General features: G+C 64.5%; 17 protein-coding genes and 1 tRNA gene. 7 read left to right on the top strand and 11 right to left on the bottom strand.

Features of this window, described 5'->3' with window-relative positions; translation table 11 throughout:
* Positions 1 to 91 precede the first annotated feature (91 nt).
* Together ACTIFK_RS13570 and ACTIFK_RS13565 are read right to left on the bottom strand one after the other, a co-directional pair.
* The gene (locus ACTIFK_RS13570) at positions 92 to 769 is read right to left on the bottom strand and encodes a class I SAM-dependent methyltransferase (RefSeq protein ID WP_439543614.1); all 678 of its coding nucleotides are present in this window, start codon (positions 767 to 769) and stop codon (positions 92 to 94) included.
* Entirely contained in the window at positions 766 to 1,236 is a 471-nt protein-coding gene (locus ACTIFK_RS13565; RefSeq protein ID WP_439543613.1) for an Rrf2 family transcriptional regulator, read from the bottom strand. Before ACTIFK_RS13565 ends, ACTIFK_RS13570 begins: the two co-directional genes overlap by 4 nt.
* Positions 1,237 to 1,502: 266 nt before the next feature.
* Between ACTIFK_RS13565 and ACTIFK_RS13560 the strand changes: the two genes are divergently transcribed.
* Entirely contained in the window at positions 1,503 to 2,153 is a 651-nt protein-coding gene (locus ACTIFK_RS13560) for a glutathione S-transferase family protein (protein ID WP_439543612.1), read from the top strand.
* Positions 2,154 to 2,186: 33 nt separating this feature from the next.
* On the opposite strand, the gene ACTIFK_RS13555 is transcribed toward ACTIFK_RS13560, so the two are convergent.
* A complete protein-coding gene (locus ACTIFK_RS13555) occupies positions 2,187 to 2,630 on the bottom strand; it encodes a hypothetical protein (RefSeq protein ID WP_439543611.1) in 444 nt (147 codons plus the stop codon).
* 158 nt (positions 2,631 to 2,788) lie between these two features.
* Here ACTIFK_RS13555 and ACTIFK_RS13550 point away from each other — a divergent pair, with 158 nt between their 5' ends.
* Positions 2,789 to 3,661 carry a hypothetical protein gene (locus tag ACTIFK_RS13550; protein WP_439543610.1) on the top strand — a complete coding sequence of 291 codons (873 nt, stop codon included), beginning with the start codon at positions 2,789 to 2,791 and terminating at the stop codon, positions 3,659 to 3,661.
* Positions 3,662 to 3,670: 9 nt separating this feature from the next.
* Here the strand turns inward: ACTIFK_RS13550 and solA are convergent, their stop codons facing one another.
* Entirely contained in the window at positions 3,671 to 4,804 is a 1,134-nt protein-coding gene (solA, locus tag ACTIFK_RS13545; RefSeq protein ID WP_439543609.1) for an N-methyl-L-tryptophan oxidase, read from the bottom strand.
* 33 nt (positions 4,805 to 4,837) lie between these two features.
* Entirely contained in the window at positions 4,838 to 5,947 is a 1,110-nt protein-coding gene (locus ACTIFK_RS13540) for an ELM1/GtrOC1 family putative glycosyltransferase (RefSeq protein WP_439543608.1), read from the bottom strand.
* Between the two features lie 198 nt (positions 5,948 to 6,145).
* On the opposite strand from ACTIFK_RS13540, the gene ACTIFK_RS13535 reads away from it, so the two are divergent.
* Positions 6,146 to 7,354: a hypothetical protein gene (locus tag ACTIFK_RS13535; RefSeq protein ID WP_439543607.1), complete on the top strand. Its 1,209-nt coding sequence runs from the start codon at positions 6,146 to 6,148 to the stop codon at positions 7,352 to 7,354.
* Positions 7,355 to 7,462: 108 nt separating this feature from the next.
* Here the strand turns inward: ACTIFK_RS13535 and ACTIFK_RS13530 are convergent, their stop codons facing one another.
* Positions 7,463 to 7,783, bottom strand: coding sequence for a phasin family protein (locus tag ACTIFK_RS13530; RefSeq protein ID WP_439543606.1), 321 nt, complete (start codon positions 7,781 to 7,783; stop codon positions 7,463 to 7,465).
* A gap of 400 nt (positions 7,784 to 8,183) precedes the next feature.
* Between ACTIFK_RS13530 and ACTIFK_RS13525 the strand changes: the two genes are divergently transcribed.
* The gene (locus ACTIFK_RS13525; protein WP_439543605.1) at positions 8,184 to 9,071 is read left to right on the top strand and encodes an SDR family NAD(P)-dependent oxidoreductase; all 888 of its coding nucleotides are present in this window, start codon (positions 8,184 to 8,186) and stop codon (positions 9,069 to 9,071) included.
* A 279-nt stretch (positions 9,072 to 9,350) separates the two neighbouring features.
* Here ACTIFK_RS13525 and ACTIFK_RS13520 read toward each other — a convergent pair whose 3' ends face one another.
* Together ACTIFK_RS13520 and ACTIFK_RS13515 are read right to left on the bottom strand one after the other, a co-directional pair.
* Entirely contained in the window at positions 9,351 to 9,587 is a 237-nt protein-coding gene (locus ACTIFK_RS13520) for a hypothetical protein (protein WP_439543604.1), read from the bottom strand.
* Positions 9,588 to 9,734: 147 nt separating this feature from the next.
* Positions 9,735 to 10,073 (bottom strand): hypothetical protein, encoded by a 339-nt coding sequence (locus tag ACTIFK_RS13515; protein ID WP_439543603.1) that lies wholly within the window; start codon positions 10,071 to 10,073, stop codon positions 9,735 to 9,737.
* Between the two features lie 296 nt (positions 10,074 to 10,369).
* On the opposite strand from ACTIFK_RS13515, the gene ACTIFK_RS13510 reads away from it, so the two are divergent.
* Both ACTIFK_RS13510 and ACTIFK_RS13505 read left to right on the top strand, forming a co-directional pair.
* Positions 10,370 to 10,561, top strand: coding sequence for a hypothetical protein (locus tag ACTIFK_RS13510; RefSeq protein ID WP_439543602.1), 192 nt, complete (start codon positions 10,370 to 10,372; stop codon positions 10,559 to 10,561).
* A gap of 240 nt (positions 10,562 to 10,801) precedes the next feature.
* On the top strand, positions 10,802 to 11,101 hold the full coding sequence (locus ACTIFK_RS13505) for a hypothetical protein (protein ID WP_439543601.1): 300 nt from the start codon (positions 10,802 to 10,804) through the stop codon (positions 11,099 to 11,101).
* 114 nt (positions 11,102 to 11,215) lie between these two features.
* On the opposite strand, the gene ACTIFK_RS13500 is transcribed toward ACTIFK_RS13505, so the two are convergent.
* A tRNA-Thr gene (locus ACTIFK_RS13500) sits at positions 11,216 to 11,290 on the bottom strand.
* Between the two features lie 296 nt (positions 11,291 to 11,586).
* On the opposite strand from ACTIFK_RS13500, the gene ACTIFK_RS13495 reads away from it, so the two are divergent.
* Positions 11,587 to 11,844, top strand: a complete 258-nt coding sequence (locus ACTIFK_RS13495) for a hypothetical protein (RefSeq protein ID WP_439543600.1) — start codon at positions 11,587 to 11,589, stop codon at positions 11,842 to 11,844.
* 42 nt (positions 11,845 to 11,886) lie between these two features.
* Here the strand turns inward: ACTIFK_RS13495 and ACTIFK_RS13490 are convergent, their stop codons facing one another.
* Positions 11,887 to 12,585 carry a class I SAM-dependent methyltransferase gene (locus ACTIFK_RS13490; RefSeq protein WP_439543599.1) on the bottom strand — a complete coding sequence of 233 codons (699 nt, stop codon included), beginning with the start codon at positions 12,583 to 12,585 and terminating at the stop codon, positions 11,887 to 11,889.
* Positions 12,582 to 13,022: an EVE domain-containing protein gene (locus ACTIFK_RS13485; protein WP_439543598.1), complete on the bottom strand. Its 441-nt coding sequence runs from the start codon at positions 13,020 to 13,022 to the stop codon at positions 12,582 to 12,584. The genes ACTIFK_RS13490 and ACTIFK_RS13485 overlap by 4 nt, the downstream gene beginning before the upstream one ends.
* Positions 13,023 to 13,082: the final 60 nt, after the last annotated feature.

Raw genomic sequence — 13,082 nt, 5'->3', positions numbered from 1 at the left:
CGCGCAACCCCGGTGTGCCGCAGCCGAGCATTGTGCCGCTATGGGCGACAACGGACGTTGGCCAACGCCTCCGTGCTCGCAGCGGACAGAGCTATTCGGCGTAAGCGATCCAGCCCCTGATGCTCAATCCTGCATAGAAGAGGCTGACATTCGAAAATCCGGCTTGCCGGAGCATGGCGACGTCGTCTTCGGGCGATAGGATTGTTAGTCCGCTGCTGATTGCCTGGCGAGCGCGCTCGGCATCGGCCGGTCCTAATCCACTCGACAGGCCATACGCGACATGACGGCCTATCCATATCGACCGCTCAGGCTCAGCCTGGGGGAAGCTGAGGTGGACCACGACGAAGGGCGCGCCACTTCTCAACCGACACCGAACCTGCTTCAGGGTTTCGAGGCGTTGGTCATGAGCGATGAAGTGGAAAACCAAAATGGACGTGGCAGCATCGAAAGGACCGCCGGGAGCGTCGTCAATGTAGCCTTGATGGAACTGCATACGTGCGGCGTGCGGCCCTGCCACCTGACCAGCCAAACGAAGCATATCGCTCGAGGGATCCACGCCATCGAATGACCATCCCGGATGCGTTTCCGCCATCGCCTTGAGCTCTTGGCCACCCCCAGCACCCAAGACCAGCACGCGACCATCGTGTGGGGTCCGCTCCGCGAGGAGCTGCGACACCATGCGGTGCAAGCTCGAATAGCCCGGAACTTGTCGTGGCGGGCCTTCCGCGTAGGAGCTGGCGGCGCGTGCGTCAAAGGCAGTGGGTTTCATGCCGGGCCTCCGTGAATTTTCTCCACGTCGAGAGCGCCGCGGCGTTGTTTAACCCGCGATTGAAGGTCGGCGCTGAGCTTGGACAGGGTGATTTCGCCAAACCGGGTCATCAACCCCTGCTCAGCCTCCAGGACGGCTTGGTTCAGGCTGGCGTTGACGGTTTTCTCAACCAAACAGTCCGGCGCGTCGGATCGATTGCCGAAGGCAAACAAGGCCGGCTCGCCGAGCGCCACGTAAACGTCGCGCAGCGTCACCTTCGACAGATCGCAAGCAAGCGTCCACCCGCCACCATGCCCTTTCTCGGATCGAACAAGCCCTTGATCGCGCAGGCCAGCCATTGTCCGTCGCAGGACAACAGGATTGGTGCGCATGGCCTTCGCGAGAACCTCCGAGGTTGCGGGTCTCTCTTGCCGGGCCATGTGCAGAAGGACGTGGAGCACGTCCGATAAGCGCGTATCTCTTTTCATGTAACATATCATGTTACATGATGGATTGAACGTCAAGCTGTCCGACAAATCGCCGGTGGCGCGGAGCTACGCGCGGCCGGGCCGCTCGCTGGCCGGACCTTCGTGCTCGGGAAAGTTTTTCGCCGTCTGTCGCACGCCGGACCGCGGTCGAGGTCCGCACCGCGAAATCGCGTCGGCGAAAAAACGAGGTACGTTGTCGGGAGCCGCGCCGGTCTTTCGTCCTCAGGATGCAAAGCGCAAGAACCGCAATCACCCGGAGCCTTCCCATGAGCCCCACCATCACCGCCTTTGCACTGTCGCCCGATCGCGGCAGGGGACTGGCGCGCGACATGCGCGTGCGTTGGGCGCTCGAAGAAGTGGGCCAGCCCTACAACGTTCGCCTGCTTTCGTTCCGTGAGATGAAGGAACCGGCGCATCGGACGCTACATCCGTTCGGGCAGATCCCGACTTATGAAGATGGCGATCTCGCCCTCTTCGAGACGGGGGCGATCGTATTCCATATCGCGGACCGCCATGCGGGCCTGCTGCCGGACGATGCGACGGCAAGAGCGCGCGCGATGACCTGGATGTTCGCCGCGCTCAACACGGTGGAGCCGCCGATTCTCGCGCGCGAAGCCGCCATACTCACGGAACGCGACAAGAGCTGGTATCAGGAGCGCCTGCCAATCCTCGACGATCGCGTCCACGCGCGCCTCCGCGATCTTTCCGGCTGGCTTGGCGATGCCGACTGGCTCGATGGCGGGTTCAGCGCAGGCGACCTGATGATGGTGGAGGTGCTGATCAGGTTGAAAAGCTCAGATATGCTGGATGCCTATCCGAACCTGTCCGCCTATGTCGCGCGTGCCGAAGCGCGGCCGGCCTTCAAGCGTGCCTTCGACGCGCAATTGGCGGTTTTTACGGCTGCGTCGTCCGGCTGATTAAGCGTCGCCCTCGATCAAACTTTCCGGATTTCAGATCCGGCTCTCGGCGCCCTGATGCAGCATCGTATCGAGAGCGGCTTGCAAGCGCTTGGCATCCTTGACGTCGAAGCGGGACAAGGCGCCCTCGATGCCCTGCCGGGCCTTCTCCGTGAAATCGATCCGCGTCGTATCGGTGGCCATATCCACGGACTGTCCGGTTGCCGCGGATATTTTCAGGGTCATGTCCAGAAACGGCGAGCTCTCATCGAGAGTCATCTCGCCGCTCCGGATCCGCTCGTTCATCCAGTCCATCAACCCCTGACGCGTCATGCCGGTGAAATCGGTTCGGCTGCGCGCGGCATCGCCTCCCGGGTTATCGCGCGTCTCGGCCGAGCTTTCGGTCAGCAATGCGGAAAAGTCCTGGGCATCGGTTCGCCCCGTCGCATTGTTTCTCTGGGTGGCAAACATGGAGCTTGCGCCAGCATCAACTTTCATCGGTCAATTCCTTCCCGCGCAGACATGTCCGCCTAGCACGCCACGCTTGTGCCGGACTTGACCTGCCCCTGACTTTGTCTTCCCCGCACGGCGGCGAAATCAGGGTATGCTCGTGCACGAACAATCGCTGCAGGCTCGCCCAAGGGACGCCCTTCGTCATGACGCTATTTGCCAAGACCTCACCGCTACGCGTTCTGCTGGCCGGCGCGGGGCTTGTTCTTTTGCCGCAAGTTCCGGGCGATCGCGCCCTGACGTTTTTCGCGCCCACTTCAGCCCAGGCTGAAGAGGCAGCGGCTCCGGACGCGGCCGAGAAAGACGCGTTCCAGGCCGCGAAGGATCTCGGGACGGCCGACGCGTGGAACGCGTTCCTCGCCAACTATCCGAAAGGTTTCCACGCGGATCTGGCGCGCGCCTACCTCAAGAAGGTCGACGCGCCAAAGCCCGCTTCTCCCGCCGCCGCCGTGAACAGCGCCCGCGAACTCTCGTGCAGTGACGCTGCGAAACTCAGGTCGCAGGAGGCGAAACAAGCCGCGAAAATCCGGTTCGTCAACGAGTCCGAGGCGACACTCGTTATTCAGTGGGTCGGCTATCAGGGTGGCCTTGAGGAGTATGGCGTGCTGCAGCCGGGCGCCGACATGGTGCTGGACACGTTCCTGACCCATCCCTGGATCACGGCGTATGAAGAAGGCAGTTGCCGGCAGGCGTTCCTGCCGACTGCGGGCGAGTCGGTTGCCCGGCTTCTGCCCGAAGCGCAACTGCCGCACGGATCATCGCAAACAAAATCCGACGAGCCCGCGCCGCAGCGGCAAACGGTGAAGCCGTCCAAACCGTCAAAGCCCTCCCAGGCCACCGTCGAGCGGCGCGCGAAAGCCTCCTGCGTCGAGATGGGCATGGCCTACATCAACGGCAAATGCGCGCCAAAGACCAAGGCGGGGCGCGATCAGGCCGCGAAGAACAAAACCAAGGCCTGCCCGGCCGGCATGTACCGCAATCCGAACGGCCAGTGCCAGCCCAACGAAACGGGCGGGTGAGGGTTCGCCTCAGGCCTGAAACCGGCGCAGCGAGAACAGCGAGAGATCGAAGCGCGAGGCGCGCGTGGTGGCGAGGTCGGCCAGGATTTCGCCGATGGCGCTCGCGAACTTGAAGCCGTGACCCGAGCAGGGCGAGGCGACGATCACCTCCTCGAAGCCGGGCAGACGATCGATGATGAAGTGCTCGTCGGGCGTGTTCGTGAATAGGCAGGTGCGAAGCGCCAGCACGTCGCCGTCAGCGTCGGGAAAGAATTCCGCGAGCCCGCGGCGCAGGGCCTGCTCGTCGGCGGGCGTCGGCTCCCTCGATAGCTGCTCGGGCGCTCCCCGTTCGCGCAGGTGATGATAGAGCCCGATCTTGAAGCCCGGCACGTTCCAGACCGGGAACTGATAGAAGTGGCCGACATCGCTCTTCAGGTTCGACACCGGAAACTTACCGAGTGCAAACGCGTCCGGTCGTTTGGGCTGGAACCAGCCGAGCACCTGGCGTTCCGGAACCGCGCTGGCGCCGAGGCCCGGGACGAGCTCCCCGACCCATGCGCCTGCGGAGACAATGATCTGGCCCGCTTCGTAGACACCGCGGTCGGTTCGTACACGCACGCCGCCGCCCGCAATGGGCGTGAACTCTAGCACCGCTTCGCGTCCGCGCAGGACCGCGCCGCTCCGCATCGCCAGGTTGGCCGCCGCGACGATGGCCCGCTCCGACGCGACGAAGCCGCCTTCCGGCTGGTGGAGCGCGACGAAATTTTCCGGCAGGCGATAGCCGGGATAGCGCGCCGTCGCGTCGGCGGCGCTCAGGAGTTCGTGGCTGAGCCCGTGCAGGCGGCAGCTCGCGAGCGCGCCGTCGACGATCGCGCTGCCGCTCGCGCCGATATCGAGCGAGCCCGTGATCCACAGCAGTTGCTCGCCCGCAAGCGTCTCCGTTTCCCGCCACAGCTCGTAGGCGCGGCGCAGGATCGGCACGTAGGCGGGGTGTTCGAAATAGGCGAGGCGGATGATGCGGTTGACGCCGTGCGACGAGCCCATGGCGTTCGGGATGTCGTAGCGGTCGAGGCCGAGCACCGTCTTGCCGCGACGCGCGAGCTGCCAGCAGGTTGCCGCGCCCATTCCCCCAACGCCCACGACGATGACATCGAATGTGGCCATGATGCGCGCTCCGTTGTTTCCCCGCCGCCGACGCTAAGCGCCGAGGCGCGTTGCGCGCGCGACAAGGCTCGCCAGCCTGTCGAGATGATTTTCGGTCATGGGTGTCAGTGCCGCGGCCGTTGCCGCCACGCGCTGCGCATCCAACCCCGCGAGCGGGAGCACCGCGAGCCAGCGCTCGGCGACAAGACCTGCGACGGCTTCGTCGTCGCGATGCGATTGCGTGATCTCAGGCGCAAGCGCGATGGCGGGACGGCGCGACAGGGCGGCTTCCGTCATCATCGACATGGAATCCGACGTGACCAGCATCACGTCGCAGTCGAACGCGGCGTCGATGGAGCCGGGCCCGGCAGTGCGGAAATCGATGATCGAGACGGCGCCCGCGTTGCGGTCGATGGTGGGCATGAGCGCGGCATAGGCTTCGTCCGGCGTACGCGGCGAGGTGGCGATGGTGACGCGGCAGTCCCAGCGCGCGATCAGGTTCTGGATCAGCGCAGCAAGGCGGGCCCAGTCACCGGCCTTGAAATCTGCTGTAGGTGTCGGACCGCCGACCAGCAGGCTGATGCGAGCCGCGTGCATCGCGTCGGCGGTTGAAATTGCGCGCGGCGGCGGCGACCGGTCGGGATCGAACGGCGTCGGCTTCGCGCCGGACATCGCCACCGGCGGGCGAGCGACAGACGGGTACGGCGTGAGGACGAGGCTGAAGCCATCGAGAGGGAAGCCGCGCGTCGATCCGCTGAAGACGTTCGGCACGCCGAGGACCTTGGCGAGCGCCACATTTGCCCCGAGAGTCGCGCCGCCCGACGAGACGATGAGGTCGGGGCGGGAGATGGCGTCCGGGTCGATGCCATGGAGGCGGAGCACGCTGCGAGCAGGCAAGAGACGGCCGAGCTTGGGAATAAATCCCTTCGGCAGCGGCAGGCGCGTTTTCAGCTCGATGCGGTCGACGGCGACGGGGCCACGGCGCTTCAGGGCGGCCACCACGCCTTCGCTCTGCCGATAGTGCCCCGGACGGCCATCCGAAATGAGGAGCACGCGGGTGACCGGGGCCACGGGGGCGGGCTGTCGTTGCTGGTCTGGCAGGCTCTTGTCTCGCTCGTTGTCGCTGGAGGCGGCATTGTCGGCGCGGGCACCGGTCTTGTCCATATCTCCGACGGCGGCGGCATGCACGCGATCGGTGCCTTCGGGCAACGGTGCGACGGGCGTTTTAGCGAGCCCGCCCGTTAATCTTGACGGGGAGGCGTGGCCGGGAATCTCTAGGCCGCGATTGCCCCCTTCCGGCATACTGGGGCGACCGGCTTTCGTTTCGACAGGACCCCCCTTGTTTCGACAGGATCCACCTGCATGTCCCTCGGCGCCCGCGTGTTCGTGTTCTTCGTCTACTTCCTGCTGGGACTGTCGTTCCTGGCGGTGCCGGCCGTGCTGGTGTGGGAGTTCGGGCCCGAGCGGGCGATGACGTTCGCGACGTTCGACAGCCATCTGTTCCTGTTCTATCCGACGCTCGGACTGGTCGCGCTGGCGGCCTTCTATCTGCCGTCGTGCGCCTTCGTCGACATGTACTGGCGTTACATCGGCTTTGGACTGATCCGTTTTCTGGTCGGGCTCACGATCCTCGCCGCGGCGGCCACGCACATAGCGTTGGGGCTGGCGTCGAATCCGCACCGCTCGGTGTGGGACATCAAGCCGGCGACGCTGGAAACTGATAAGAGCGAACCGGCCGGATGCGGCGGCGAGGGGCGCCCCTGCGAGCGCATCGCGCTGATCGACGGCGTGAAGAACCTGCGCGAGGTGAGCCAGCGCCGCGTTGGCGTGCGCGAGTTCTACCGGGCGTGCCAAGCCGAACCTTTGATCGAACCCGACGCCACTGAGGAAGCCCGCCGGTTCTGCTTCGCCTCGACACCCCTTTCGGCAACGCCGCGGCTCAGCAACGATGAGGAATGCTGCCAGGCGCAGCGGCGCTATCAGACCGCCATCGACGGCTATTATCAGGACCCCGCTCAGCAATCGATCACGGGCCGCGTGCACAGGCTGCTGCTGCCGGGCAAGGTGTTCTTTTTGTTTATCCTGATGGCCATCAGCGTGATGCTGACCTTCCGGCATTCCGGCGTGAAGCGGCACTATCCGGATCGTGTCAGCCGCATTGAATTGTGCGTGCTGGTCGGCGCGGCGGCGATGATCTTCTTCCCGCTCATGAGCCAAGGCTATGTGCAATCGGCCGACGCGCTGTTCGGGGTGCAGCAGAAGGGCGGCTTCCGCTCGATCGTGACGCTGATGAGCTTCCTGTTCGGCGCATGGGCCATGCTGCTGCTGCTGTTCTCGTTCCGGCAGCACGATCAGGACCTCGAGCTGGCCGCAAAGCTCGCCGGTGTCGCCGCCAGTACCATCGCGGTGTTCAAGTACGACATCCTGGTGTCGATCATCGTGCGCTACATCGGATCGGGGGCGGACGAGCTTTCGGTGCTGCTGCTGGCCGGGCTCGCGCTCGTCGCCGTCATCGTCCTGCTGTCGCCGCTGGCGCGCCGGGTCGCGATGGGGTCCGACAACGCAGCTTAACCGGCAACGCGGGTCGCGTGCCGGTGCTCAACAAACAGTTGTCATTCGAGTGCGGCCGAAGCCGCCAGCAAGTGCGGCCGAAGGCCGCCTGGCCTTGGCGTCCCGCGCCTAGTGGCGCATGTCCGCCTCGACCTCGTCTATGCGCGACTTCAGCACCGTGGCGGTCTCGTCCGCGAGCTTTTGATTGAGCCGCGCGAAATACTGAAACTCCGCCTGATACTGCTGCTGCGCCCGCTGGACGAAATCCGAGTAGGCGGAAAATACATCCTGCACGGTTTTGCATTCCATGAAGCGCTTCGAGGCGGCCATGTCCTCGCTCATGCGGCGGTTCACGAAACCAAGCCACTCGTTGTTGGCGCGCGAGACCTGTTCGATCAGGCGGCCGTTGAGTTCCGTCATGGCCTCCAACATCGGCCGGTTGAAGCTCATCCATGTTTCGAGAGAGGCGAGGCCGGGATTCCTATCCAAGCCCTGGTCGGCTAGCGATCTGGACGCATTAGCATTCATCGTACGCTCCTCCACCAGTGGGCCGGCACGCCGTGCCGGTTCCTACGCAGTTTCGTTTTTTGCTCATGACTTCGAGGTAATGCGGTCTCCGTAAGAAAGTTGCTTATTCGAAATGCCGGGATCATTGGCGCAAGGATTGCCAGTGCGGCAACCTGCCGTGCCTTGCCCGACACCGGCATGCCGCGTGAGCAATATGCCGGCCGATCAGTTTTGCGCCGGTTGCAACCACTTGCTGTTCACTTTCAGAGTTATCCACAGGCATCCTGCATTGACCCCGCCGGACGCCGTTTGGCGTAAACCGGCTAAGTCTCGGAGCGAGTACATGCTGCACACGTTGGTTTCACTCGTGGATCTCTGGATTGGGCGGCGCGCGGCACCGCAACCGCCTGCGCTGGCCGATGTCGCGGGCCTCGCGCCGTGCGTCGTCGTGACGGGGGCCTCACGCGGGATCGGCTTGGCGCTGGCGTCGCGATTTGCAAACGCGGGGCGGAATGTGGCGATGGTGGCTCGCACGGCCGGGGCGCTCGATCAGGCCGCTGCGTCGGTGCCTCGCGCGAACGGGCCCCGCGTCTTCACAATTCCGCTCGATGTGACGGATGCCGACGCGCCGGCGCGGTTGGACGCCGCTCTACGCGAGGCGGGATTTTACACCGACGTCCTGGTCAACAACGCTGGGATGGGGCTTTCCGGGTCATTCGCGACCGATGACGCGGAGCGCCTCGCGCACCTGCTCGCGCTCAACATCACGGCGGCGACGCGCCTGATGCGCCACGCGCTTCCGCCCATGATCGGACGTGGCCGGGGCGGCATCCTCAACGTCAGCTCGCTCGGCGGGCTGGTGCCGGGGCCGCATCAGGCGGCCTACTACGCCAGCAAGGCGTATCTGGTGTCGTTGACTGAGGCCGTGGCGCACGAAGAGCGGGGACGGGGCGTCCGCATCGCGACGGTGGCGCCGGGGCCGGTCGATACGGGATTCCATCGGGCCATGCAGGCGGACAACGCCCTCTATCGCCGCATCGTGCCGGCGCTCAGTCCGGAGTTCGTGGCGGCGAGCGCGTATCGCGGCTTCATGATGGGGCGGCGGGTGATTGTGCCGGGGCTGCTGCCCACGGTCGCGGCACTGGCCGTCAAAATCCTGCCGCATGCCGTTACTGTTCCGCTCGTCGCGGCGCTGCTGGCGCCGGGCGCCACGGCGGACAAACAGCGGTGACACCTGCGACAGAATGTATGCGCGTGAAGAAAATCGAACGGCGTTTGCCAAGTTGAAACGATTTGGCGCTTTAATGTCTCTCATGCGCCAGGGATTTAGGTCCCGCGTACCTTGGTGCGACTGCAGCGGCGGCCTGGCGAGAGCACGCTCTCGATAGGCTGCCGCAATTGCATTTTAGGCTGCGCCTGCATTCAGGCCCGCGACACCACGCGCTCAGCGACTATCCGGCGTTCCGCGCTTCGGCGTTCCAATTCCTTAACAACTCCTTACGCGTCGCACTCACGCAGCGCCTGTCGTGTCCTCGGTGCCACGCCTATGCGTATCCGCGACCTCTTGCGCGAGCCGGTCGACGAGGCCTCGATCGATGGCGGCGGGTTTGCGGTGCAGCGGTCTGTCCGGCGTGGCTGTGGTCACATCCCCGATCGAAATCGGATCGCTGGCCGGGAACGTATCCTCAAGCGCTTGATCGAGCTGTTTTTCAAGCTCCGCTTTGAGCAAGTCCTTGGTGCTGGTCATGGTGCCGTCCTCTCGAACTGACTGCAGTTTAAACGCGCTCGTCCGGGCATCTGTTCCTCCGGTCCCTGAGCAGGAAAAAGGCCCGTCCAAGAGGGACGGGCCGAAGTCGATTCAAGAACTCGGGAGAAGTGTGGAGGGACGCGCGCGTTAGACTCGGCGACGAAGCGCGCGGTAGCCGGGCTCGATGTAGCTCGATACGCGCTCCATCAGATCCTGATCGCGCCTGCCTGACGAAAGTTTCCAGAGTGCGCCGACAGCGCAGGCCAGAGCGACTACCGTGCCGATGGCGAGAACTGGCTGCTCCTGCACGAAACGCTTGGTGGCATCGATGGCCGTTTCGGCGCTGGCGCTTGCGTTCTTGAGAGCCTTGGCGCCTTCCGTTGTCACGGTGTCGTAGGCGTCTTCGGCCTTCTTTTTCATCTGGTGGACGGCATCCTGGGCTTCGGATGAACGATTGCCCTGCTGCGACTGATACGTCTGGCCCATGTGGCGTGGCTCCTTATGAAGCGAGTTGATCTGAGGCGCGTTGATCGGCGGCGATCTCGAAAGTTGGAAAGTCGCTGGGAGAACGCGGTGGGGGCGGGATTCGTTCCGTGAGGCCGGCGTCCGTCATCCTGGGTGCGGGCGGCACGTTCCCGATCTACCCGCCCGCTCAGCAGCATCCCATGTCCGAAAAGCGTCTGCGAAAAGCAGCGTTTGCGGGCGGCTGTGGTTTCCTCGCACTAGAGGCACCGTATCGGCGGGGCGATGATGAAGGGGATGATTCGATCCGGGGGGATCCAATGCAAAAGCAAACACTTTGCTATCTCGTCATCGGGACGAGCCTGGCCGTTCTGTTGCAACGGCTCACGCAGCGCCGGGACGTACCACGATCGCGCCCTGTTCCGCAGCGCGCGATCGGCGCCGAGATCATCGATCTCGCGACCTGGAAGCTGTCGCGCGGGCTCGAGGCTGTCGCCGCTTCGGCGAAATAAGCAGAGCACGTCCGCAGCGCGCTCAATTCCGCTGTGTCGCGCTCACGTGTTCGCGCTCGCCGCGAAGCACACACCGCGAACTTTGCACGGCGGGATTAAATTTCCGAACGGTCTCAACGCCGTCTTTCCGACTGCGTCTTTCTCGCCCGAAATTTTCCGGAACAAGAGGAACGCCGCATCGCTTTCCTATGCGCAGGGCTGATTGCATCAGCCTCTTCGAAATCAAAAAAGGAAACGATCATGAAGCGCATTCTCTTGGTTCTTCCTGCGATGATGATGGCGGGCGCACTCGCTACCCCGAGTTCCGCAATGCCTGTCGCCAAGTCCGGCGCAGCGGAGACATCGGCCGTCGAGCAGATCGGCTATCGCAAATGCGGCTGGCACAACGGTCATCGCCACTGCCGCTACGTCGACGACTCGCCGTCGGTCTCGATCGAGCTGGGTGGACGCAACCGGCATCGCCATGGGCATCACGATGACCACCATCGCGGCCACGGCTACGGGCATAACGACGGCGGCATCAAGCTTCGCGTTCGTTAAGCGGTGATAGTGAAGACTATCTCAGGGCCCGGCGTCAGCGCCGGGCCGTTTGCATGGCCGCGAGGATGCGCTGTTAGGGCGTTTGCGTGGCCGCATGTGGGGAAGATGAGGGAGTGGTGCCGGTTGTAGGATTTGAACCTACGGCCCCCGCATTACGAATGCGGTGCTCTACCACTGAGCTAAACCGGCTTGGCTTGCCAAGCGCTTGCCAAGAAACTTCTACATCTCGCGCAAACACCGAGTTTGGGACGTCACTACGAATGACGTGCTCTACCAACTGAGCTATTGCGGCTGCGCCACCATCGAGCGGCGGGCCTTGATAGGCTGATTTCGCCCCCCGTTCAAGACCTGCTTGCGCCGAATTGGTCGCAGCCGGCGGTCTCTCCCGCCACCGGCCGTCCGGACCGGTTCAAAGGGAACCCGCGTTGGGTCTCAATGCGTTATGATGACGTCTCTCGCACCGCCAGCTAGCAGGGGAGCAGGCCATGACGTCCCGGGACCCCGTTCTGGACGAACTCATCTCGCGCATGCGGCAGCCGATCCAGCTCCAGGACATGGCTGAAGAGGAAGCCCTGCGCATCATGGTCCGGTACGGACTTTCGCATCCGGTCACGCTGGCGGCGGCGATCAAGATCGTGGGCTCCGAGATGCGGCACGGCCGGCTGAAGGAGATCGAGGCGACGGCGCGGGCGCTGCATGCCAAGTTGCTCCGCCACCACGACGAGCCTGGCACCAAGCAATAGCCGTCAATCGATGGCCGTCACCGTCACACCGATCTGTGGCCGTCAGGGGGCCTGCAGCCGCCAGACAGATGTCCGCTTGATTTCCGAGTCCTCGAGTTCCCGCGTGACCGGCACCTCATATTCGGCGACGCGCTCGAAGCGACCTTGCGGAAAATAGCTGCGCTTCGGATCGCCGATCAGGACCAGGGCTCCGGCCGCGGCGGCGGCCTCGATGTACGCCGTTACGCGTTCCGCGAGCTGACGCTCGTAGAAGAGATCGCCGACGAGGATGACGCCGGCCGGCTGCGGCGGTCGCGCCAGCAGGTCCTCGGCGGTCACGGCGACCGCGACATCATTCAGCTCCGCATTGAGCGCGACAGCGGCGAGCGCCAGGCGATCGATGTCGGCGGCGAGAACGGACGCGGCGCCTGCCTGCATGGCGGCGATGGCGGTCAGGCCGGACCCTGTACCGAGATCGAGCACCGATTTTCCCGCAATGAGCGTCGCCGTGTCGAGCAGATAGCGCGCCAACGCCTGACCGCCTGCCCAGGCGAACGCCCAGAACGGCGGCGGCACGTTCATCTCGCCCAGCTCGTCCTCGGTCTTCTGCCAGATGGGCAGGCTTTCCTCCGCGAGGTGCAGGCGGATTTCGGGAACGAGCGGCGGCGTCAGCACGCGCGTGTTGGCGGCGATGAACCGTTTCGCGGCTGCGATGTCTCCAGGATCCAATGTGCCAGTCTGCGCGCCGGGCGATTGGTTCATGTCTTCTTCGCGCGCTTGGCGGGAGCAACACCCGCCATGCGGCACACCTCGGCCCATTCCGCGTCGGTGACGGGTTGCACGGACAGGCGGGCCGTCTTGACCAGCGCCATGGCGGCGAGACGCGGATTGGCTTTGGCGTCGGCGAGCGTGACCGCGCGAGGCAGACGCTCGAGCGCGCGCACATCCACGCAGCGCCACTTGCCTGTGTCGTCGGTCGGGTCGGGATGGGCGAGCGCGATGACTTCGCAAATGCCGACGATCTCCTTGCCGATGTTCGAATGGTAGAAGAAGCCGCGGTCGCCCTTCTGCATGGCCTGCATGTTGTTGCGCGCCGTGAAGTTGCGCACGCCCGACCAGGGCTCGCCCTTCGCGCCCTTGGCGATGAGGTCGTCCCAGGAAAAGGCGTCGGGTTCTGATTTCAAAAGCCAATATGCCATGGCCGTGTGTCTCGCTCTTTCGGTGCGGTTCGTCCTGCCGGGCATCATGCGCGGCGTGTC

This window comes from Hyphomicrobium sp. (assembly GCF_051860585.1).
Classification (GTDB): domain Bacteria; phylum Pseudomonadota; class Alphaproteobacteria; order Rhizobiales; family Hyphomicrobiaceae; genus Hyphomicrobium_C.
This window is presented reverse-complemented; position numbering and strand designations above follow the sequence as displayed.